13 protein-coding genes are annotated in these 22,106 nt (G+C 66.7%); 2 read left to right on the top strand and 11 right to left on the bottom strand.

Features of this window, described 5'->3' with window-relative positions:
- Positions 1 to 42: 42 nt before the first annotated feature.
- From tsaE to glmS, 4 genes are read right to left on the bottom strand one after another with little or no spacing between them, the layout of a single operon-like run.
- Positions 43 to 519 (bottom strand): tRNA (adenosine(37)-N6)-threonylcarbamoyltransferase complex ATPase subunit type 1 TsaE, encoded by a 477-nt coding sequence (gene tsaE / locus M2390_RS13895; protein ID WP_396823141.1) that lies wholly within the window; start codon positions 517 to 519, stop codon positions 43 to 45.
- Complete coding sequence (alr, locus tag M2390_RS13900; protein WP_259179613.1) at positions 516 to 1,655, bottom strand: alanine racemase; 1,140 nt, start codon at positions 1,653 to 1,655, stop codon at positions 516 to 518. Before alr ends, tsaE begins: the two co-directional genes overlap by 4 nt.
- Positions 1,652 to 2,014 (bottom strand): holo-ACP synthase, encoded by a 363-nt coding sequence (locus M2390_RS13905; RefSeq protein ID WP_121687492.1) that lies wholly within the window; start codon positions 2,012 to 2,014, stop codon positions 1,652 to 1,654. The genes alr and M2390_RS13905 overlap by 4 nt, the downstream gene beginning before the upstream one ends.
- Positions 2,015 to 2,017: 3 nt before the next feature.
- On the bottom strand, positions 2,018 to 3,868 hold the full coding sequence (glmS, locus tag M2390_RS13910; protein ID WP_259179615.1) for a glutamine--fructose-6-phosphate transaminase (isomerizing): 1,851 nt from the start codon (positions 3,866 to 3,868) through the stop codon (positions 2,018 to 2,020).
- Between the two features lie 34 nt (positions 3,869 to 3,902).
- Between glmS and coaA the strand changes: the two genes are divergently transcribed.
- Positions 3,903 to 4,856 (top strand): type I pantothenate kinase, encoded by a 954-nt coding sequence (coaA, locus tag M2390_RS13915; protein ID WP_121687494.1) that lies wholly within the window; start codon positions 3,903 to 3,905, stop codon positions 4,854 to 4,856.
- Positions 4,857 to 4,925: 69 nt separating this feature from the next.
- On the opposite strand, the gene M2390_RS13920 is transcribed toward coaA, so the two are convergent.
- From M2390_RS13920 to M2390_RS13950, 7 genes are all read right to left on the bottom strand, one after another.
- Positions 4,926 to 6,485, bottom strand: coding sequence for a hypothetical protein (locus M2390_RS13920; protein WP_259179618.1), 1,560 nt, complete (start codon positions 6,483 to 6,485; stop codon positions 4,926 to 4,928).
- A gap of 206 nt (positions 6,486 to 6,691) precedes the next feature.
- On the bottom strand, positions 6,692 to 11,269 hold the full coding sequence (locus tag M2390_RS13925) for a glycosyl hydrolase (protein WP_259179619.1): 4,578 nt from the start codon (positions 11,267 to 11,269) through the stop codon (positions 6,692 to 6,694).
- A gap of 210 nt (positions 11,270 to 11,479) precedes the next feature.
- Positions 11,480 to 16,477, bottom strand: a complete 4,998-nt coding sequence (locus M2390_RS13930) for a glycosyl hydrolase (RefSeq protein WP_259179620.1) — start codon at positions 16,475 to 16,477, stop codon at positions 11,480 to 11,482.
- 199 nt (positions 16,478 to 16,676) lie between these two features.
- Complete coding sequence (gene glmM, locus M2390_RS13935) at positions 16,677 to 18,041, bottom strand: phosphoglucosamine mutase (protein WP_259179622.1); 1,365 nt, start codon at positions 18,039 to 18,041, stop codon at positions 16,677 to 16,679.
- Between the two features lie 16 nt (positions 18,042 to 18,057).
- Complete coding sequence (gene rpsI / locus M2390_RS13940) at positions 18,058 to 18,540, bottom strand: 30S ribosomal protein S9 (protein ID WP_081863944.1); 483 nt, start codon at positions 18,538 to 18,540, stop codon at positions 18,058 to 18,060.
- A gap of 29 nt (positions 18,541 to 18,569) precedes the next feature.
- Positions 18,570 to 19,016, bottom strand: a complete 447-nt coding sequence (rplM, locus tag M2390_RS13945; RefSeq protein WP_030148022.1) for a 50S ribosomal protein L13 — start codon at positions 19,014 to 19,016, stop codon at positions 18,570 to 18,572.
- A gap of 185 nt (positions 19,017 to 19,201) precedes the next feature.
- Positions 19,202 to 20,134 (bottom strand): tRNA pseudouridine(38-40) synthase TruA, encoded by a 933-nt coding sequence (locus M2390_RS13950; RefSeq protein WP_259179624.1) that lies wholly within the window; start codon positions 20,132 to 20,134, stop codon positions 19,202 to 19,204.
- Positions 20,135 to 20,207: 73 nt separating this feature from the next.
- Here M2390_RS13950 and M2390_RS13955 point away from each other — a divergent pair, with 73 nt between their 5' ends.
- A complete protein-coding gene (locus M2390_RS13955; protein WP_259179625.1) occupies positions 20,208 to 22,103 on the top strand; it encodes an acyltransferase family protein in 1,896 nt (631 codons plus the stop codon).
- Positions 22,104 to 22,106 lie beyond the last annotated feature (3 nt).

Below are 22,106 nucleotides of genomic sequence, written 5' to 3' on the forward strand. Positions count from 1 at the left end.
CGTTCGATGTGGACCATGCGCGGTTCGGACTCGACGTCCGAGTTAGACGCCGGCCCGCTCGATACGGACCGTGCGCGGTTCGGACTCGACGTCCATGTCGTCGGCCGCGCCGGCCGTGGGCCGTTCGATGACGATCTCCCACCACTCGTCGGCGAGCACCCCGGCCACCTCGTGTCCCCACTCGATGATGACCACCGAGTGATCGAGGTCAAGATCCAGGTCATCCACCTCGAGGGCGTTACTCAGCCGGTAGGCGTCCACATGGACCAGCGGCACGCCGCCGACCAGGCTCGGGTGGGTACGCGCGAGCACAAAGGTGGGGCTGGTCACCGGACCGCGCACCCCCAGGCCCTCGCCGATCCCGCGGGTCAGCGTGGTTTTGCCCGCGCCCAGCGGACCGGTCAGCACGATCAGGTCACCGGCACCCAGTTCCCGGCCCAGCGCGATCCCGAACGCGTGCATATCCGCGGGGGTGGGCATCGGGAAGGTGCCGGGGGTCAGCACTGTCTGGTCGGTCATCGAGGTTCGTCTCCACTCGGGTGAGCCGGCTGCGGCGCTCGGGTGATGCGTCCACCCAGTCGGGTCACGATTTCATAGTTGATGGTGTCGGCGGCGCGCGCCCAGTCATCGGCCCCGGGTTCGCCCGCGGCGGGATCCCCGATGACCACAACCCGGTCCCCCACGGCCGCGGTATCGCTGCCGAGGTTGACCACAAACTGGTCCATCGCGATCTGACCCACCAGCGGATATCGGGTGCCGTTGATGCTCACGTCGGCGCGGCCCGAGGCGTGCCGGGGTATCCCGTCGGCGTAGCCCAGCGGGATCAGGGCCAGGGTGGTTTCGGTGTCGGCACGATAGCGGTATCCGTAGGACACTCCGGTGCCCTCGGGGACCGTGCGCACCGCGGCGACCTCGGTTTCCAGGCGCAGCGCGGGGTGCAGATTCCAGTCGGCGGGGGTATCGTCCTCAAACGGGCTGAGGCCGAGAATCCCGATGCCGATCCGCACCAGGGTGCCGCGGGTTTCGGGAAGCTTGAGCGCACCGGCGGTGGCGGCCAGGTGTCGCCACTGCGGGTTGAGGCCCGCTGCCTTGGCCAGGCGTTCGGCCTCGGCGAAGCGTGCGAGCTGCGCGCGATCCTCCTCGGGGGAGGTATTGGCCAGGTGGCTCATCAGTCCGGTGATTCGCAGCACACCCGCCTGCTCGGCGGCGTGGGCATCGGCGAACAGCGCCTCCCACTGGGCGGGCGCGGTGCCGTTACGGGACAGACCGGTGTCCACCTTGAGGTGTACCTCGCCGGCACGTCCCATGGCCTCGGCTGCCGCACGCATGCGCGCGAGCTGCGCGGGGCCCGAGGCCACCAGCGCGATATCGGCGGTGAAGGCCGCCGCAAAGTCGGTATCGGATCCGTGCAGCCAGCACAGGATCGGCCCCTCAAAACCCGCTGACCGCAGCGCCAGCGCCTCACCGAGATCGGCGGTCCCGATCCCCCGAGCACCCCCGCGCATCGCGGCCCGCGCGCACAGCAGCGCGCCGTGCCCGTAGGCGTTGGCCTTGACGACCGCGAGCACCGCGGCCGGGGCGACCCGGGCGACGATGGACGCCACGTTGTGCTCCACGCGGGCGGCATCCACCAGAATTTCGCGACGTGGACTCATCGGGGTCCCCCTCCCTCGGCCACCACAAACGCGATGGCCGCATCCCCATCATGCGAGATCGAGAGGTGGACGCTCTCGATACCCCGCTCCGCCAGCCGGCGAGCGGTGCTCCCGCTGGTGGTGAGGATCGGCGCACCCGAGGGGTCGCCGAGCACCTCAATTTCCTGCCAAAACACATCCTCGCTGCCACCCAGCGCCTTGATTAGCGCCTCCTTGGCGGCGAACCGCCCGGCGAGCGAGCGCCCGTTGAGCTCCCGCTCGGCGGGGGTAAACAGGCGCTCGCGCAGCGCGGGGGTGCGTTCCAGCGTGCGCAGAAATCGGGGCAGGTCCACGAGGTCCACCCCGATTCCCACAATCATGCTTTATTCCACCGTGACGGACTTGGCCAGGTTACGCGGCTGGTCCACGTCGAGGCCCTTGGCGTTGGCCAGTTCCATCGCGAAGATCTGCATCGGCACCACGGCCAGCAGCGGCTCAAACAGCGGAGCGGCCAGCGGGATGTGGATCACGGTGTCGGCGAAGGGCAGCACCGCGGCGTCGCCGGCCTCGGCGATCGCGATCACCCGGGCACCGCGGGCGCGGATCTCCTGAATGTTCGACACAACCTTGGAGTGCAGGGTCGAGGAGCCGCGCGGGCTCGGAACCACCACAAACACGGGCTGGCCCGGCTCGATCAGTGCGATCGGACCGTGCTTGAGTTCACCGGCGGCGAAGCCCTCGGCGTGAATGTAGGCGAGCTCCTTGAGCTTGAGCGCACCCTCGAGCGCGATCGGGAAGCCCACGTGACGGCCCAGGAACAGGATCGCGCGCGAGTCGCTCATCCAGTGCGCGAGCTGGGTAATGCTCTCGGTCTGCTCGAGCACGGTGACGATCTTCTCGGGGATCGCACGCAGCTCGGCAGTGAAGCCGGCCAACTCCTCGGTGGAGACGGTGCCGCGCACCCGGGCCACGTGCAGGGCCAGCAGGTAGATCGCGGTGATCTGCGCCACAAATGCCTTGGTCGAGGCCACGGCAACCTCGGGTCCGGCATGGGTGTACACCACGGCGTCGGACTCACGCGGAATCGTCGCGCCCTGGGTGTTGCAGATGGAGAGGGTCTTGGCGCCGTTTTCGCGGGCGTACTTGACGGCCATCAGGGTGTCCATGGTCTCACCGGACTGGCTGATCGAGACCACCAGGGTGTGGGCATCGATCACCGGGTCGCGGTAGCGGAACTCGTGGCTGAGCTCCACCTCGGCGGGGATGCGGGCCCACTTCTCCAGCGCGTACTTGCCCACCAGGCCCGCATAGGAGGCGGTACCGGCGGCAACCACCACGATGCGGTTGATGCCGGTGAACAGCTCATCCAGGCCGTCCAGCTCGGGGATGACCACGGTCTCGTCGGCGGCGATGCGGCCACGCAGGGTGTTGGCCACGGCGTCGGGCTGCTCGGTGATCTCCTTGGCCATGAAGCTCGGCCAGCCACCCTTATCCGATGCGGATGCGTCCCACTCAACCTCGAAGGGCTCAACCTCGACGACGTTGCCATCGAAGTCGGTGACCTCCACGGCGTCCGGGGTGATCGCCACGATCTGGTCCTGGCCGATGGCCAGGGCGCTGCGGGTGTACTCGATGAAGGCGGCCACATCCGAGCCGAGGAAGTTTTCCCCGTCGCCCAGACCGATCACCAGCGGGGAGTTCCGGCGAGCGCCGACCACCAGATCCGGCTGGTCGCGGTGCACGGCGAGCAGGGTGAAGGCACCCTCGAAGCGGTTGACCACGGCGCGGAAGGCGGCCAGCAGATCGCCGGTCTCGCGGTATTCGCGGCCCAGCAGCACGGCGGCGACCTCGGTGTCCGTCTCGCTCTCGAAGGTGTAACCGGCCTCAACCAGCTCGGCCTTGAGAACGGCAAAGTTTTCGATAATGCCGTTGTGGATCAGGGCCAGCTTGCCCTCGTCACCCAGGTGCGGGTGCGCGTTCACATCGGTGGGTCCACCGTGGGTGGCCCAGCGGGTGTGCCCAATTCCCACATGGCTTTCGGGCAGCGGGGAGGCCTCCAGATCTCCGGCCAGCACGGCGAGCTTCCCCGCGCGCTTACGGGTGTACAGACCACCCTCGGCGTCGATCACCGCGACTCCCGCGGAGTCATATCCGCGATATTCGAGTCGGCTGAGACCGGACATCAGCACGTCTACGCTCGCGCCGCTACCTACATATCCAACGATTCCACACATATAGAGAACAATACCGGGAATAGAATGACTTTCTATGTCCGAGCTCCGCGTCGATTCATCCGCTGACACCACCCGCACCCCGTTTGTCGAGATTTCCCGGGATGAGTGGGCGCGTCTGGCACCCTCCATGCCGATCCCGCTGACCAGCGCCGAGATCGTCCAATTGCGCGGGCTGGGCGACCGCCTGGACATCGACGAGGTGGCCGAGGTGTACCTGCCGCTGAGCCGTCTGCTCAGCCTCTACGTGGCCAATGCCAAGCGCTTGCACGCCGAAGCCACGAGTTTCCTGGGAACCGACGGACCCTCCACCCCGTTTGTGATCGGCATCGCCGGTTCGGTGGCCGTGGGCAAGTCCACCGTCGCGCGTCTGCTGCGCGAGCTGCTCTCCCGGTGGGAGGACACCCCGCGGGTTGAGCTGATCACCACCGACGGGTTCCTGTACCCCAACGCCGAGCTTGAGCGTCGCGGCATCATGTCGCGCAAGGGGTTCCCCGAGTCCTATGACCGGCGCGCACTGCTGCGCTTTATCGCCGAGGTCAAGAGCGGTGCGCCCGAGGTGCGCGCGCCGTTCTATTCACACCAGAGCTATGACATCGTCCCCGACGCGTCGGTTGTGGTGCGACAGCCCGACGTGCTGATTGTCGAGGGCCTCAACGTTCTCCAGCCTCCGCGCGGCGGCGGCCTCGCCGTGAGTGATCTGTTTGACTTCAGCATCTACGTGGATGCCCGGTCTAGTGATATCGCCCGCTGGTACGAGGAGCGCTTCATGACCCTGCAGCGCGGGGCATTCACCAACCCCAACTCGTACTTCAACGTGTACGCGGACCTCACCGAGGAGCAGGCACGGGCACGCGCCCACTACTTCTGGGACGAGGTCAACCGGCCCAACCTGGAGCAGAACATTCGCCCCACCCGGGCACGCGCCAAACTGGTCCTCAAAAAGGACAGTGACCACTCGGTGAGCTCGGTCCTGCTCCGCAAGATCTAGGCCACATCAAACGGCCGCCCCACCCCCGAATTCGGGGATGGGGCGGCCGTTTTTTACCCGGTCGCTTGGTTAGTCCAGCGGCGCGGTGGAGCGGCGACGGGCGAGGAACACGATGCCTCCACCCACGGCGAGCAGCAGTCCGGCCAGCCCGAGCGCGATGCCCAGGATCAGGTCCGAACCGGTGTTACTCAGGTGCGTGGTGGACGACGGAGGCTGCGCATCCGGTCCGGGCGGCGGGGTGATGCCGGTGGACGGATCGGTTGGCGGAGTCGTGGGCGGAGTGGTCGGCGGCACGCTCGGCGGGTCAGACGGAGTCGGGGTCGGCGTGGGAGTCGGGGTGGGAGTCGGAGTGGGCGTCGGCGTCGGAGTCGGGGTCGGCTCGGTCCGGGGAATCACCTGCAGGTCGGTGCGTACGGTCGCCATCGGGTACAGCGAGAGCTCATCAATCCCGAAGTCGTTTCCGTGTCCGCCGGCCTTGAAGTTGCGCACCCCGATGGTGAGCGAGGTGGAGTTTCCGGTGTTCACGGTTGAGGTCAACCGGGTCCACTTGGCATCGGCGGTGGTGGGTCCACTCTGTCGCGGCATGTCTCGCGAGGTTCCGATAAATGTGTCATTCACCACAAACCCGATCTGAACCGGTGCCACAGTATTGCCCGGACGCGGATCATCGCTGAGGTTCGCCACAAAACCGCTCATCGTGTATTCGGTGTTCGGGGTCAAACCGGTCACCGTGGTGGTCAGCACATCGTGCGGGTTTCCCAGCGATTCGGAGCCGTTGACGATCAGGAACTTGCCCGAGCGTGCGGATTCCTCGTTGGTGACGGCCCGGGTGTTGGGCATCAGCCAGGAGGCGTTCCAGTTGCGGGTGATCTCCTGGGTGGTGGGGGTCACCATGGCGTTGGTGGTGCTGCGCAGGTCGGCCCAGTAATTGTTGTAGGCCTTGGTCTGGTTCCAGTACGACGTCCGCTCAACATCGGGGCCGTTCATCATGCCGGTGGGCCAGATCGAGTACTCGCCGTCTACGGGCGAGTACTGCACCACGCTGGGCTGACCGGTCAGGGTGTGCGGATCGTGGAAGGCATACGGTGTTGAGGTCGCATCCAGTCGCGGCTTTGCCTGCCCCAGGTAGTCAAAGGTTCCGTTATCGAAGTCGGTGATCAGGTTGCGAGCCTGTGAGATTCGCGCAAGCTGCACATCCGGCAGGGTTCCGGCGAAGTCGGTCGGGGGAACCACGCGCAGTCCGGTGGTGTCCCGGTTGATCTCATAGATCAGCGGGCTGGGCGATACCGGCTCGAGCTTATCGCCGGCGAGTGTGAGCAGCGACCAGCCGGCCGGAAGCCCGCTGATCTTGTAGTTTTCGAATGCGGTGTTACTCAGATTCCCGTCCACGATCGCCAGTTCGAATCCGTTGGGATCGCCCTGGTTCAACCGTTCCGGGGTGATGGTCAAAACAAGACCGTCGTCCCCGGAGCGGGTGGCTGCCTGGGCCTGCTGAACGGGCATCAGGGCGGCGCCCGCGCCCGCGAGCATCACGCCCAGCAGGCCGAGAGCCAGGGCCCTCCGCCCACGAGCGCGGGCGTGCGTCCGCTTCCGTCTTGTGTTCTGTGCGTCGGGTAGCGCAAGAGTCATTTCGGGTGTTGTCCCCTCGTGTGATGTGTCTCGCACACCCGGTGGGCGGCGCGAGAAGGTACATCTGTGGGAGCAAGACTCGGTCGAATCATGACGCAGAAATAACGGGCGTACAGGAAACTCACGGGAACAGAGCACACACCCCGGGGATGCATCGGCATCCCCGGGGTGTGTGGAGTTGGGTGGAGCCTTCGGCTCCCGCAGAGCTAGCGCACGAGCACCGTGGCGGTCGCGGTCTGGCCCGCGTGGGTGACCGTGATGGTCGCCTCACCCGGGGCCTGGGCCACAAACACCGGGGTGCCCTGGGCACCGGTGCGGATCTCGCCCGGTCCGCTCAGCGTCGGCGTGATGCCCGACAGCGCACCACCGGCACCGGCCGCGTCGTACCCGAACACCGTCAGCGGAATCTCGCGTCCGGTACTCACCACCGAGGATTCCGGCAGCAGGTACAGCGCGCTCGGCGTGATCGCCTGGGCCGAACGGGTTCCGAATACCTCGAAGTTGTGGATCGAGTATCCGTAGGGCAGCAGACGCTCAATCCCCTGCAGGCGCAGGTAGCGTCCGGTTCCGGTGAGGGTCAGCTCGTCCGGGGCGGCGGTCGACTTGGAGACCGTGATCAGCGGCTCGAACGGACCGTTCTCGCTCTGGGCAATCTCCAGTCGGTAGCGGGCGGCCGCGGCGGCCTCCCAGGTGATTTTCACGCCGGAGAGATCGTAGCTCGCACCCAGATCCAGGGTGATGCTCTGATCATCCAGTCCGTGGGTGCTCTCCCAGCGGGTGGCCGGGTTGCCATCCACCACGTGGGCGGCCACGTGTTCGGCCCCCTGCGAGGTTGCGCTCACACTCACGCCGCGAGCGATATCGATGCTCGGATCGCTCACCGCAACCACCGCCGAACCGGCGAGCGTTGCGCCGCCGCTCTGGGCGCTGGCGCGCACCAGGCCGGAACCGGTCGCGGTTGCGGTCAGCACACCGGCGGCGGTGATGGATCCGGGAACCGTGGTGCTCCAGGTCACCGCATCGGCCAGGGCAAACGCGTCACCGTACTGGTCCAGTCCGGCGGCGCTGAAGGTGACCGGGCTGTTCGGTGCGATCCGCACCGGTCCCGGGGTTACCCGCAGCGAGGTCAGCACCGGGGCCTCGCCCACCCGCACATCGCGGGTGGCCTTGACCGAGCCGGAGCTCGCGGTGATGGTCGCCTTCTCGGTCGCGGTGGTCGCGTGGAAGACACCATCAGCACCGATGTTTCCGCCGCGGTTCGCACTCCATTCCAGATTCGGAATATCTACGGTTGCCCCGTACTGGTCATACCCGACCGCGCTCAGCGCGAGCGTGGAACCGGGGGTGATCGTGGTGGCATCCGGGGTGGCAACCAGTTCGATCCGCTTGAGCTTGGCATCCAGACGGTGGGTTACCTGGCTGTGTGCGGGCACGTCGATCCAGCCGATGCGGGTGTTCCCGTTGTAGGCGGGGTAGCGCTGCTGAGTGTCGGTGGGGTTGGTAACCACGTAGCTGTACACCCCGGTGTCCGGGTTCTTGTACACCTGGGCGAGGTCTGCCCCGACGCGGTGATCGCGGGACTCGATGCCGAGGTTCCGGTTAGCCATCGCGTTGTAATAGACCATGCCGGCCATCGAGACGGCCGAAACCATCGGGTCGTTGGTGCGGCGCAGCTCGGCGAAGATGTCCGCGTACACCTCGGGGTGAGACTGAGCCATCTGGCCCAGCACAACCTGTCCGAGAGCGTCGCCCATGCCCGAAATCACGGCGGCGGCAGCTGCGGTGTCTCGGCCCGGGGTGTAGCCGGCAACCTTGATCCGATAGAGCGAATCGATCGCGTCCTGGTTTGCCTGGAAGTCGGTCGAGAAGTACGCCAGCAGCGGGCTGACCGGGTTCCAGGTTGCCGGGTCGGCATCCACCATCGCACCGGTGTACTGGTGCGGGATGAGCTTTGCCGGCAGGGTAGCCGGGGTCCAGTGCTCGTCCGGGAAGACCACGGTGCCAGCCGCGTCCACCGAGATCAGCAGCGAGTTGGTCGCCGGGTCAAACAGCGGGTTGGCCGCAACCTTGCGGGTGGTGTAGCCGGGGTTGTGCTTCTCGCTATCCCGGACGATGTTCTTGAGCACGTTGACCGCGGATTCACGGTCCTCGGTGATCTTGATGTCGCCGTAGGTTCCGATCCCCCACCACTGCTTGGCGAAGGTCTGGATCCCGGCCTTATTGCCGGCCTTGGTGCCCTCGCCGCCGATGTTGTCGGGGCGCAGCGCAAACATGTCGTCCAGCAGCTTGGTGGCCGCGGTCCGGTCCCAGCCGAGGTAGTTCAGCCACGGCGCGGTGGGCAGCCACTGAATACCGTAGATCCAGGCGGGGTCGCCCGAGAAGTAGGTCGCAAAGGCCTGGCCGCTGTCGAACACGATGCCCGAGGTGGAGTACTTGTACTGCTCGGGGAACACGCCCCCGGTGTTCAGCCAGTACTCACGGATTGCCGCACGTTCGGTGACGTAACCCATTGCGCCGGTGTCGCGCATTTCCTGGTTGCCCAGGGCCACGCCGAGCAGGTAGAGACCCGCCCAGGATTGGATCGCCTCGGAGCTGGACTCCTGGTTGTTTCCACCCGGGGAGGAGAATCCGCCCGCGTAGGAGAACCCGCTCCAGGTGTCAAAGGTGCGCAGGTAGGGGTAGTCCTGGCTGCTGCGGTCCCAGTTGCCGTACTGCTGGGCGACCAGGGTCGCCACGTCACCGTAGCCGGCGGCCCACTCGGGATCCTCCATCGCCAGCATCGCCGCGGCGGCGGTGAAGTACCCGTAGTGGAAGTGGTTGTCGGTGAACTGCGAGGACCCGTAGGACTCGCTGAACCCCACGAGCGCCTTCCAGGTGTCATAGCGTGCGAAGAAGCGGCTCTCCTCGCCCTCGGTGTAGGTAAACCAGTCGCTCAGCGCGGTGCGCAGGGTCGAGCGCAGGGCCTCATAGGACGCGGTTTCGCCGAGCTGCTTGGCCACCAGCATGTACTCACCCAGCTGGATGACGTCCTTGCCGCCCCAGTAGGTGTCGTTACCGTAGGTGGTCTTGGCGGCGTAGTCACGCAGGAACTTAGCCATCACCGCGTGCTCGTAATCGGTGCCCGCGGGGGCACCGGGCTTCGATTCGGGTGCCCCGGTGATCGGAGTCATGCCCTCGAAGGTATATGCCATCTTCCAACCATCGCGGCCGATGCTGGTGCGCATCTCACCACGCGGGGTCTTGTAGGTGGTGCCGGTCAGCGTGGGCTCGAAGCGCTTAGCCTCGCGGTACTGGTGCGGAAGCCATCCCTGGATGGTCGAGGTTTCGGTTCCCTGCAGCGGCTCGGTGGTGAGGGCCCAGTCCTGGCGCACCTCGCCCGAGTCGGTGTGGTTCTGATACGACATGGTGGTGCCGGTCACCCGGGCGAACGCGTAGCGGTGCAGGGTGTTCAGGTCGAAGCCCGAATCCGGCAGCGCGCTGAGCACCAGGTAGCCGGTCCCCACGCTGGCGATCAGGCGGTTGCCCGAGCGCTCGAAGGTGGTGCCCTCGGGGGCGTGCACACCGATCTTCGAGTCACCCTGGCGGATGACCAGACGGTCGGTGGTGGCCGGGAAGGTCAGTTCATCCCCATTGGCCTTGGTGAAGGTCGCGTTTTCTCCGACGGTGAGTTCGGGGGTCACCTGGTTGAAACGGAACCAGGTGTAGGGCACACCGCGTGCCGCGCTCACGGCAATGTTCGAGGGCCCCGCGGCGGGGTCGAGCCGCCAGTCCACGTTCCAGTCACCCCAGCCGGTGGCCACGGCGTTGGCCGCGCGGAAAGCGGTACCGAAGCGGTCATCCAGCCCGTCGGGCTTATTGGTGAGCATCACGTGGTCCACGAGCAGGTGTGCCCAGCCCGCGGTCAGCTCATCGACGATCTCGATGTGGGCGTTCTGACCTACCCAGGGGGTGAGGTCCAGGGTCTTCCAGCTGAGGGTTTCGCTGTCCTCACCGGTCGCGGCGGCGACGCTCTGTCCGTTCACCACAACGCGCAACTCGGTGAGCCCCGGGTGGTTTCCGCCGCCGATCTTGGCGACCAGGGCATTGCGGTCGATGGTGAAGTCCGGGGAGCGCAGGCTCCCGGTGGCGCCGTCACCCTCCTCGGCGGTGAAGCTGTTCAGGAAGCCCTTGCCGAGCCAGCCGCTGACCGGGCTCTGCCCGGGCGAGGTGCCGGTGGAGACCCTGTCGAAGGCGGTTCCGGTTGCGGTCCAGCCCGCGGGCAGACCGTCCTCGAAGTCCGCGAGCACGCGGTCGCTGGCATCCGGCTGCGGGGCAACCTGCCCACCCACGCGGACGCCGTCGGCGAGCACCATTGCGGTGCCGTCGGCGTTCCACTTGCGCGGATCACGCACGAGGGTTCCCTCGGCGCTGTTGGAGAGAACCAGCGGGTCGGCCCAGAGGTCGCCCGAGTAGGTCGAGACCACCAGGTCGCTCCACCAGCTGTTGGTGGGCACCGGGGTACCGGTGAGCGACTGGTCGATCCAGATCTTCTGGTTCAGCGTGTTTTGCACGTCCTGACCGAGCGACGCCGGCGGTGTGGCGGCGATCGATCCCGAGCCGACGGGAATGCCGTCGGCTCGCGGTGCGGGGGCCGCCGCGGCGATCCGCGGGAGTGCGCCGGCAGCACTGCCGGGCTTTCCCTCGGGGGCCGCGATGGCGGGGGACGCGATGATCCCCCCGGTAAATATCACTAATGGGATGACACCCAGGCTCAACCGGCGAACCGGCGGTCGGGAGAGTTTCACAAAGGACTCCTCAAAGTCGGTGGCGAGGGGGATCGCGCAGCCAGCTTAGCGACCCGAACGGGGCACGTAAAGTCCCTCGGATCAGGCACAATGTAAGCAAAACACGCGTCCTCAAATGTCCCCCAACGAGTGGACCCGGGCAGAAAAAATGAGCGTTCCCGGGGGGAGAAATTCTCCCCCCGGGAACGCCCGAATTCGCCGGGTCGGCGCCTAGCTTGCCGGCCCGTTTCCGAAGATCTTCAGGTCGTAGAGCGAGATCCCGTAGCCGGTTCCACGCTTGATCGAGAGGATTCGAACGTAGCGTCCCGAGGCACCGGTGAGGGCAATCTTTTGTCCCCCTTCGGCACCGTCAGTCGGATGGGCGACCGTGGTCCAGGGACCATCCGGGGTCATGGCCGTCTGAATCTCGAACTCCTGGGCAAAGGCACGCTCCCAGACCAGTTCGGCCCGATCCAGGGTGTGCACGGCCCCCAAATCCACCACGATCCACTGTCCCTCGGACCAGCCGCTGGACCAGCGCGACCCGGGATCATCGTCCACCGCATGCTTGGCATCCCAGGGGCCGTCCTCGGTGCTCGACACGGTGACCGGGTGGTTCCGCGAGAGCTCGGTCACCGGACCGGTGGGGGCATCCTGACCGGCAACGGTGACGGTCGCGGTGGAGGTCAGCCCACCCCGGGTCAGCGTGATCGTCGCGGTACCGGCGTCCCCGGCCACATACACCGGGTTCCCCTTCTTGTCCCGTTCGATCGAGCCCGGTCCGCTCAGGGTCGGCAGCGTGTCGGTCACCTGCCCGCCGGCGCCGGTCGCATCGTAGGCGAAGGCGCTCAGCGGCACCCGGGCACCCGGGGCCACGGTCGCGGTTTCCGGCAGCAGGTACTGCGCGGTGGGGGTGATCGCATCCACCGACCGGGTTCCAAACACCTGGAACTCATAGATCGAGTATCCGTAGTCCCCCAGGCGCTTGAGTCCGTGCATGCGGACGTAGCGGGCGGTGGTGTTCAGGGTCAGGGAATCGGGATCGGCGTTATTCTTGGCCACGGTGAGGACCGGGGTGAACGGTCCCTTCTCGCTCGTGGCCGTCTCGATCTGGTAGCTCGCGGCGGCCGCGGCCTCCCAGACGATATGGGCACCGGAGAGGTCATAGTTGGCGCCGAGGTCCAGGGTAATCGACTGGTCGTCGCTCCCGTGGACGCTGTCCCAGCGGGTTCCGGGATCGCCGTCCACCGCATACTTGGCCAGGTTGGGTCCGTCCTCCGAGGTCGCGCTCACGGTCGCTCCGAGCGCCACGTTCACGCTCGGATCGCTCACGGCGACCACGGTGGATCCGCGGATCTCCCCGGCCGCGGTGGTCACGCTCGCACGCACCAGCCCCGAGCCCGGGGCCGTGGCGGTGAGCACGCCGTCGGTGGTGATCGCGCCGGTCGCACTGGTGCTCCAGGTCACCGCACCGGGCAGGGCAAACGGATCACCGTACTGGTCCACACCGGCGGCGGCAAAGGTCACCGGGGCGTTGGGAGCGATCCGCACGGGACCGGGGGTGATCGCCACCGAGGTGAGCGCCGGCGCATCCCCCACCCGCACGCTGCGGGTGGCGCTGATGTCACCGGAGGTGGCGGTGATGGTGGCCTTGTCGGTCTTGGTTTCGGCGTGGAAGACGCCGTCCGCACCGATCTTGCCGCCGCGGTCCACGCTCCATCCCAGGTTCGGAATCTCCACGGTGGCGCCGTACTGGTCGGTTCCGGTCGCGCTCAGCGCCAGGGTGGAACCGGGCGTGATCGTGGTGGCATCCGGGGTCGCGCTCAGCGTGATCTTCGCCAGGTGCGAGTCCAGGTGGTGGGTGACCTGGGTGTGGGCGGGCACATCGATCCAGCCGATGCGCTCGGTCCCCTGATACACCGGGTAGCGCTGCTGCTGGTCGGTGATGTTGTTCACCACGTAGCTGTACTCGCCGGCGTCGTTCTTATACACCTGGGCGAGGTCGGCCCCCACCCGGCGGTCCCGGGTTTCGACGCCGAGCCCGCGGTTGGCCATCGCGTTGTAGTAGACCATGCCGGCCATCGACACGGCCGAGATCATCGGATCCTTGGTGCGCGTGAGCTCGGCAAAGATGTCGGCGTAGATGTCCGGGTGCGACTGAGCCATCTCGCCCAGCACCACCTGGCCGAGGGCGTCACCCATGCCCGAGATCACGCGCGCCGCGGCGGCGGTGTCCCGACCCGGGGTGTACCCGTCGATCTTGATCCCGTACAGCGAGTTGATCACAACGAGGTTCGGGGTGTAGTTCACCGAGAAATAGGGCAGCAGCGGGCTGGCCGGCGACCAGTTTGCCGGGTCACCATCCACCATCGCGCCGTCGTACTTGGTGGGGATGAGCGAGGCGGGCAGGGTGTCCGGGGTCCAGTACTGGTCCGGGAAGACGACGCTGCCGTCCTGGGCGATCGAGATGATCAGCGAATCGGTGTCCGCGTTGTACAGCGGGTTCTCGGGCACCTTCCGGGTGGTATAGCCCGGGTTATTCTTCTCGCTGTCGCGGACGATGTTCTTGAGCACCTCGATCGCCGACTTGCGGTCCTCGGTGATCTTGATATCCCCGTAGGTCCCGATCCCCCACCACTGTTTGGCGAAGGTTTGGATGCCCGCCTTATTGCCGGCGCGCACCCCCTCACCGCCCAGGTTATCGGGGCGCAGGGCGAACATGTCATCAAGCTGCTTGGTTGCGGCCTTGCGGTCCCAACCCAGGTAGTTCATCCACGGTGCGGTGGGCATCCACTGGATACCGTAGATCCAGGCGGGGTCCCCGGAGAAGTAGGTGGCAAACGCCTGTCCGCTGTCGAAGAGAATTCCGGTGGTCGAGTGCTGGTAGGAGGCCGGCAGCGCGCCGCCCACGTTGAGCCAGTACTCGCGCACCGAGGCGCGCTCGGTCACATAGCCCATCGCCCCGGCGTCACGCATCTGAGTGTTACCCAGGGCCACGCCCAGCAGGTACAGGCCCGCCCAGGACTGGATCGCCTCGGAGCTGGACTCCTGGTTGTTGCCGCCCGGGGAGGAGAATCCGCCCGCGTAGGAGTGTCCGCTCCAGGTGTCGAAGGTGCGCAGGTAGGGGTAGTCCTTGGACGCGCGGTCCCAGTTGCCGTACTGCTGGGCCACCAGGGTCGCGACCCCGCCGTAGCCCTTGGCCCACTCGGGATCCTCGATCGCCAGCATTGCCGCGGCGGCGGTGAAGTACCCGTAGTGGAAGTGGTTGTCGGTGAACTGCGAGGAGCCGTAGGACTCGCTAAACCCGATCAGGGCCTTCCAGCTGTCATAGCGCGCGAAGAAGTGGCTGGACTCGCCCTTGGTGTAGGTGAACCAGTCGGTCATCGCCGTGCGCAGCGTGGACTTGAGCTTGTTATATGAGTCGGTTTCGCCCAGCTGCTTGGCGGCGAGCATGTACTCACCCAGCTGGATCAGGTCCTTCCCACCCCAGTAGGTGTCGTTACCGTAGGTGGTTTTGGCCGCATAGTCGCTGAGGAACTTGGCCATGACGTCATGCGAGTAGTCGGTGCCCTTGGGGGCATCGGGCAGGGATTCGGGGGTGCCGGCGACCGGGGTCATTCCGTCGAAGGCATAGGCCATGGTCCAGTTATCGTGGCCGATGCTGATGCGCATCTCCCCGCGCGGGGTGGCGTAGGTGGTCCCGGTCAGCTTGGGGTCGAACCGGTCGGCCTCGCGATACTGGTGCGGGAGCCAGCCCTGGATGGTGTCGGTGCCCGTGCCCTCGAGCGGCTCGGTGGTGAGCGCCCAGTTCTGCTCGATCATGCCGGTCTGGGTGTTGTTGACGTAGGTCATCTTGGATCCGGTGACCCGGGCGAAGGCGTACTTCTGCAGGGTGTTGAGGTCAAACCCGTTATCGGGGACCGCGCTGATCACCAGGTGATCCACGCCCTCGCTCGCCAGGATCTGATCGCCCACCCGGTCGAAGGTGGTCTTCGCCGGGGCGTGCACACCAAACTTGGCACCGTTCTGGATGATCTCAAAGCGGTCGGTGGTGACCGGGAAGCTCAGGTCGTTTCCGTCGGCGTCCACAAACTTGGCGTCCTTGGCGACGCTCAGCTGCGGGGTCACGTGGTCAAACTGGAACCAGGTGTAGGGCACACCGCGGGCGGCGCTCACGTTGATGTGCGCGGGCCCCTGGGCATTTTCCAGCCGCCAGTTCACGTTCCAGTCGCCCCAGCCGGTGGCCACCGCATCGTCGGCCTTGAACGCCGATCCGAACCGGTCCTCAAGCCCATCGGTCTTATTGGTGAGCATGATCTGGTCCACCATGATGTGGGCCCATCCGGCGGTCAGCTCATCCACAATTTCCAGGTGGGCGGTCTGGCCCGCCCAGGGGGTCAGGTCCAGGGTCTTCCAGGTGAGGTTCTCGCTGTTGTCGCCGGTGACCGAGGCCACGGTCTGATCGCCCACCACCACGCGCAGCTCGGTCTTGCCGGGGTGGTTTCCGCCGCCGATCTTGGCCACCAGGGCGTTGCGATCGATCGTGAAGTCCTCGGAACGCACCGAACCGGTTGCCCCGTCGCCGTCGGCATCGGTGAAGCTGTTCAGGAAGCCCTTGCCCAGCCAGCCGGACACGGCGCTCTGTCCCTTGCCGGTGCCCGTGGATGTGCCGGCGAAGGCCGAACCGGTGGCGGTCCATCCCTGCGGCAGTCCGTGCTCGAAGTCCGCTAGCACGGTGTCGCTGGGATCGGGCTGCGGGGCAACCCGTCCCCCCACGCGCACACCCTCGCCGAGCTGCATCGTGGTGCCGTCCTTGTTCCAGCTGCGCGGGGAGCTCACCAGCGCACCATCGGCACTATTGGAGACCACCAGCGGGTTGGCCCACAGATCCCCCGAGTACTTGGAGACCACCAGGTCGGTCCACCACGCGTTGGTGGGGATCGGGGTGCCGTCCAGCGACTTGTCGATCCACAGCTTTTGGTGCAGGGTGTCCTGCACCCCCTGACCCACCTCGGGCGGGGGCGTGGCGGCCACCGAGCCGCTGCCCACCCGGATACCGTCGGCCGGCGGGGCAGGGGTTTCGGCCTGCACACGCGCCAGCGGTGCCGCGGGTGAGGGATGCGGGGCGGGGGCGGCAAGCGCGGGGCTGGCAATCAGCACGCCGGCCAGCGTGAGCGTCGGCACCAGGCCGAGGCCCAGCGCGCGCACCGCCGAGGGGGAAAGTTTCACTGAGGCTCCTCTAGGGTCATGGCGAAGAGGCTTCGCACCGATAGAGTAGCGCACCATTGTGTCCGAAAAATTACGTCTGACCAGGCGATATTTCAATTACAGACGTCCTGAAATGTCCCCCTTTGTGTGGACATAGCCCCCGCATAGAAACACAAAACCCCCGTTTCCATGCGGAAACGGGGGTCTGCGAATAAGGCGACTAGGCGATAGCCAAACGCTCCCGAACAATATCGGCGAGACGGTGTGCCAGCGTGTCGGCGGTGTGCTGATCGGCAGCCTCCACCATCACGCGCACCAGAGGCTCGGTTCCGCTGGGACGCAGCAGTACCCGGCCGGTGTCACCCAGCTCGGCCTCGGCCGCGGCAATGGCCTCGTCGAGGACGGCGTCGTGGCCCAGGCGGTCGCGGTCAACGCCGGAGACGTTGACCAGGATCTGCGGATACACGGTCATGACGGCGGCCAGCTCGGCAATGCTCTTGCCGGTACGGGCCATCTCGGCCAGCAGCTGCAGGCCGGTCAGGATGCCATCACCGGTGGTCGCGTGCTCGCTCATGATGACGTGGCCGGACTGCTCACCACCGAGGGCGTAACCACCCTCGTTCATCGCCTCGAGCACATAGCGGTCGCCCACCTTGGTCTCCAGGACGGTGATGCCGTGCTCGGCCATCGCGATCTTCAGGCCCAGGTTGCTCATGACCGTGGCCACCAGGGTGTCCTCGGTCAGCAGCCCGCGCTCCTTGAGCGAAACGGCGAGAATCGCCATGATCTGGTCACCGTCGATGATGTTGCCGGCGGCATCCACCGCGAGGCACCGGTCGGCGTCACCATCGTGGGCGATGCCCACGTCGGCACCGTGCTCCAGCACCGCGCGCTGCAGGACGTCGAGGTGGGTTGAGCCCACGCCGTCGTTGATGTTCACACCGTCGGGGTCGTTACCGATGATGGTCACGGTCGCTCCGGCATCGCGGAAGGTCTCCGGAGACACACCGGCGGCCGCACCGTGGGCGCAGTCCAGGACCACGTGGATCCCGTCCAGGCGGTTCGGCAGCGACTGCAGCAGGTGCACCACATACCGATCCTCGGCGTCGGCAAAACGACTAATCCGACCCACGTTTCCGCCGGTGGGCAGCAGGTGATCCGAGGCGAGTGCCGCCTCGATCCGCTCTTCGACCTCGTCGGGCAGCTTGGTGCCACCGCGGGCGAAAATCTTAATCCCGTTATCCGGGGCGGGGTTGTGGGAGGCGGAGATCATCACGCCGAAGTCGGCGTCGATGTTTCCGATCAGGAAGGCGGCGGCGGGGGTGGGAATCACGCCCGCATCCAGCACGTCCACGCCGCTGGAGGCGAGTCCGGCGGCCACCGCGGCACCGAGGAACTCCCCGGAGACACGCGGGTCACGCGCAAGGACTGCCACCGGACGCTTTCCGGCGGCTTGACGGACCTCAGCACTACGGCCCCGCCCAAGCACCGATGCGGTAGCTTGAGCGAGGCCGAGGGCCAGGTCTGCCGTCAACAGGCCGTTCGCGAGGCCGCGAACGCCGTCTGTTCCAAACAGGCCAGCCATAAGGGGATTCGGGCGCTTAGCGCTTCGAGAACTGCGAAGCCTTACGTGCCTTCTTGAGTCCAGCCTTCTTGCGCTCCTTGATGCGAGCATCGCGGGTCAGGAAGCCGGCCTTCTTCAGGGTGGCGCGGTTGTTCTCTTCGTCAACCTGGTTCAGCGAACGGGCGATGCCCAGACGCAGTGCACCGGCCTGACCCGAGGGGCCACCACCCGAGATACGGGCGATCACGTCGTAGGAGCCGTTCAGCTCCAGGACGGTGAAGGGGTCGTTGATCAGCTGCTGGTGCAGCTTGTTGGGGAAGTAGTCAGCCAGTTCGCGACCGTTGACGGTGATAACACCGGTACCCGGGACGATGCGCACGCGGGCGATGGCCTGCTTGCGACGACCCACGGCTGCGCCGGGAACGGAGACAACGCGCGCCGGCTTAACAGCCTCGGCGGCGGGGGTTTCGGTCGAGTAGCTCTCCGGAGCCTGCTCGGTGGTTTCTGCGATGTTCGCCACGTTTATGTCCTTTAAGTCTGACTCGGCGCTTACTGCGCGACCTGGGTGAGGGTGTACGGCTTGGGCTGCTGTGCGGCGTGGGGGTGCTCGGCACCCTCGTAGACCTTCAGCTTGCGCAGCTGGGCACGGCCCAGGCTGGTCTTGGGGAGCATGCCACGGATGGCCTTCTCCACGGCGCGAACCGGGTTCTTCTCGAGCAGCTCGGCGTAGCCGACCGACTTGAGTCCACCCGGGAAGCCCGAGTGGCGGTAGGCGCGCTTCTGAGCGGCCTTCTGGCCGGTCAGGGCTACCTTGTCGGCGTTGATGATGATGACAAAGTCACCCATGTCCAGGTGGGGGGTGAAGGTTGCCTTGTTCTTGCCGCGCAGGATGCTTGCTGCGTGGCTGGCCAGGCGGCCCAGAACGATGTCGTTGGCGTCAATGATGACCCAGTCACGCTGGATTTCACTGGCCTTCGGGGAGTAAGTGCGCGTCACGATAGTGCTGCTTTCTCGTCGTAAGTTGGATGTTCGTGAATCCCACTCCGTGCGGTGTTCCCGAACGGGAACACACAAGGTGGAGGGCTCAACTTCGGGCGCGCGTCCCATGACGGGAACACACACCAATAGACGAGCTTACGCGAGAGTACCGGCCCGGTCAAACCGAGACCACGCGGCGGACGCTAGTATCCGGGCTCTCCGGGCATCGGCGTGGTCGATTCACGACGCTGCCGGGTGAGCTCGGCTCGGGCCGCAAGCAGTGAATCCTCGGGATACTCCACGTTGGTGAGACTCAGCCCGTGGGCGGGTGCGGTGGCAAAGCCGTTGCTGTGCCCGCGCTTGGTGGCCTGCAATAGCCCGGCAATCGCATCCGCGGGCAGCGACTCCACGCTCATCGCAATACACACGCCCACCAGCGAGCGCACCATCGAGTGACAGAACGCATCGGCGGAGAGCTCGGCGATCAGGACGCCGTCGGTATCCCGACGCCAGCGAAAATCGGTGAGGTTGCGGATCGTGGTGGCCCCGGCCCGGGGACGACAGAACCCGGCAAAGTCGTGCAGACCCACCAGGCTCGCGGCCGTGCGGTCCAGCACCTCGAGGCTCAGCGGGCGCGGATACCAGAGGGTTGTGCGCCGAGACAGCGGATCCTTCCAGGCCTGAGCATCGGCAATCCGGTAGCGATAGCTGCGCGAGAGGGCCGAGAAGCGGGCGTTGAATCCGGCGTCGACCACCCGAGCCGAGTGCAGCCAGACATCCGAGTGCAGGCCCAGGACCCCGTTGATCCGGCGCAGCAGCGCGTGGGCCACATCGGGTTCGGGATTGCCGTCGGAGGTGCGCGCCCGGCGCATCCGCTCGACTCGTTCCGGGGTCAGATCCAGGTGTGCCACCTGGGCCTCGGCGTGCACACCCGCGTCGGTGCGGCCGGCCACCGTCAGCCGAATCGGGTCACCCTGATAGCCGAAGGTCTGGTGGGCCGCCGATTCGAGGACCTCCTGCACCGTGCGCAGGCCGGGCTGCTTGGCCCAGCCGGCAAAGTCGGTGCCGTCATAGCCGAGGTCCAGCCGGATGCGGGTGGACTCGGCGGGCACGGAGGTGGAGTCTTGAGATGTCACCCTGCGAGTTTACCGGCCAAATGCGCGACCGATTCGGCCCTGTCGGAGGGACCTGTCTACGCTGGAGGGAGATATGAGCAGCGCACCCACCCTCACCAGCATCCCCGCCGCCCCGCCGGCTGGGCGTTTTCACCTGCCCGGGCTCGATGGCCTGCGCGCCATCGCCGTGATCCTGGTCATCGTGTACCACGCGGTTCCCACGCTGGCCCCCGGCGGTTTTATCGGGGTGGATATGTTCTTCGTGATCAGTGGATTCCTGATCACCACGCTGCTGCTCCGCGAGCATGCCCAGACCGGTCGGATTCGGCTGGGTCGCTTCTGGCTGCGGCGTGCGCGCAGGCTCCTGCCCGCGCTGGTCCTCGTGGTGGGAACCGCCACCGCCCTCGCTCCCCTGATCCACGGGGATCTGCTGGTGGGCTTGCGCACCCAGGTTCTCGGTGCGGCCACCTTCGCCTATAACTGGGTCGCCCTGGCCACCGGAAACGGCTACTTCGACACCACAACCCCCGAGCTGCTGCGAAACCTCTGGTCGCTCTCGGTCGAGGAACAGTTCTATCTGATCTGGCCGATCCTGCTCCTCGCCCTGCTGCTGATCCGCCGCCCCTGGCTGCGCGTGGGTCTGCTGGCCGCGGGCACTCTCGCCGGGATGGGATGGATGTGGGTCCTGACCGCGATGGGCGCGAACGTCACCCGGATCTACTACGGTACCGACAGCCACAGCTTTGGCCTCCTCATCGGAGCCACCCTCGCAGCGGCCCTGGTTGCCCAGGCTCGTCAGCCCGTGCGTGTGCTCGAGCGCCTCGAGCGCCCGAGCTGGCAGCGCGACCTGGTGGGCATCATCGCACTGTCCTGCATCGCGGTCGCCGTCTGGGGCCTGCGGGAGAGCGGTCACGCAACCTTCCGCTGGGGCCTGCCGGTGGTCTCGATCCTGGCCGTGGTGCTGGTGTGGTCGGCCATCAGCGGCGGTATCTGGTCCCGGGTGCTGGATATGGCACCGCTGCGCTATATCGGTGCACGCTCCTACGGCCTCTACCTCTGGCACTGGCCGCTGCTGGTGCTGCTGATCGCCGCGTTCCCCGACCAGGCGCCCACCGGTGCACCCTCGCCGTTGCTCGCCCTGGTGGCCATCGCGCTCACGGTGGTCCTCGCGGTCCTCTCCTACCGCTTTGTGGAGAACCCGATTCGCAAGCTGGGATTCCTTCCCTACCTGCGCGCGCTGCACGCGCGTATCTGGCGATTCCCCAAGCCGCGCATCGTACTGGCCTCGCTGGTCACGGTTGCCGCGCTGGCGGCCGGCGTCGGGGTGTCCGGTCTGGTGTTTGCCCCGGCGCAGGGGAGCGCCCAGCAGCTGATCGAGGAGGGTGCACAGAGCCTGAAAACCGGCTATCCGGGGCCGATTGCCCCCAAACCCACGCTTGACCCCGAGGGCCTCGCGGACGGGTCGGAGATCAGCGCCATCGGGGACTCCGTCATGCTGGCCGCAGCCCCCGCACTCCAGGAGGCATTCCCCGGGATTGCGGTGGACGCGGCGGTCTCCCGCAACATGAATGCCGGACTCGACCTCATCCAGGAACAGGCCGCGGCCGGACTCCTGCGCCCGGTAGTGGTGGTGGGACTGGGCACCAATGCCACCATCAGTAGCGCGCAGCTTGATCGCCTCGCGGGGATCGTGGGTCCCAGCCGCCACCTGGTCCTGGTAAACGCCTACGCCCCCAGGCCCTGGATCGCCGGTGTCAACCAGAGCCTCGGCGACTATGTGGCGGGGCATCCCCGGGTGGGGCTGTCCGACTGGGCGAGCGCGATCGATCCGCAGGCCGGTGATCTGCTGGCCTCCGACCGAATCCATCCGGGCAGCCGCGGCGGGGCGCTCTATGCGGCGACCCTACACACCACCCTCGAGAACCTGGCAAAATCCGACGGGCCACCCGAGGCCCCGTCCTACCGACGCCACGAGCCCGCCCACGCCTAGCCC

Origin of the sequence: Mycetocola sp. BIGb0189 (assembly GCF_024810155.1) — a bacterium.
GTDB lineage: Bacteria > Actinomycetota > Actinomycetes > Actinomycetales > Microbacteriaceae > Mycetocola > Mycetocola lacteus.

Coding starts and splice junctions, on each gene's coding strand:
- alr (WP_259179613.1), bottom strand. CDS start 1,655: ATGAGTCCACGTCGCGAAATTCTGGTGGATGCCGCCCGCGTGGAGCAC.
- coaA (WP_121687494.1), top strand. CDS start 3,903: ATGTCCGAGCTCCGCGTCGATTCATCCGCTGACACCACCCGCACCCCG.
- M2390_RS13920 (WP_259179618.1), bottom strand. CDS start 6,485: ATGACTCTTGCGCTACCCGACGCACAGAACACAAGACGGAAGCGGACG.
- M2390_RS13905 (WP_121687492.1), bottom strand. CDS start 2,014: ATGATTGTGGGAATCGGGGTGGACCTCGTGGACCTGCCCCGATTTCTG.
- tsaE (WP_396823141.1), bottom strand. CDS start 519: ATGACCGACCAGACAGTGCTGACCCCCGGCACCTTCCCGATGCCCACC.
- M2390_RS13955 (WP_259179625.1), top strand. CDS start 20,208: ATGAGCAGCGCACCCACCCTCACCAGCATCCCCGCCGCCCCGCCGGCT.
- glmS (WP_259179615.1), bottom strand. CDS start 3,868: ATGTGTGGAATCGTTGGATATGTAGGTAGCGGCGCGAGCGTAGACGTG.
- glmM (WP_259179622.1), bottom strand. CDS start 18,041: ATGGCTGGCCTGTTTGGAACAGACGGCGTTCGCGGCCTCGCGAACGGC.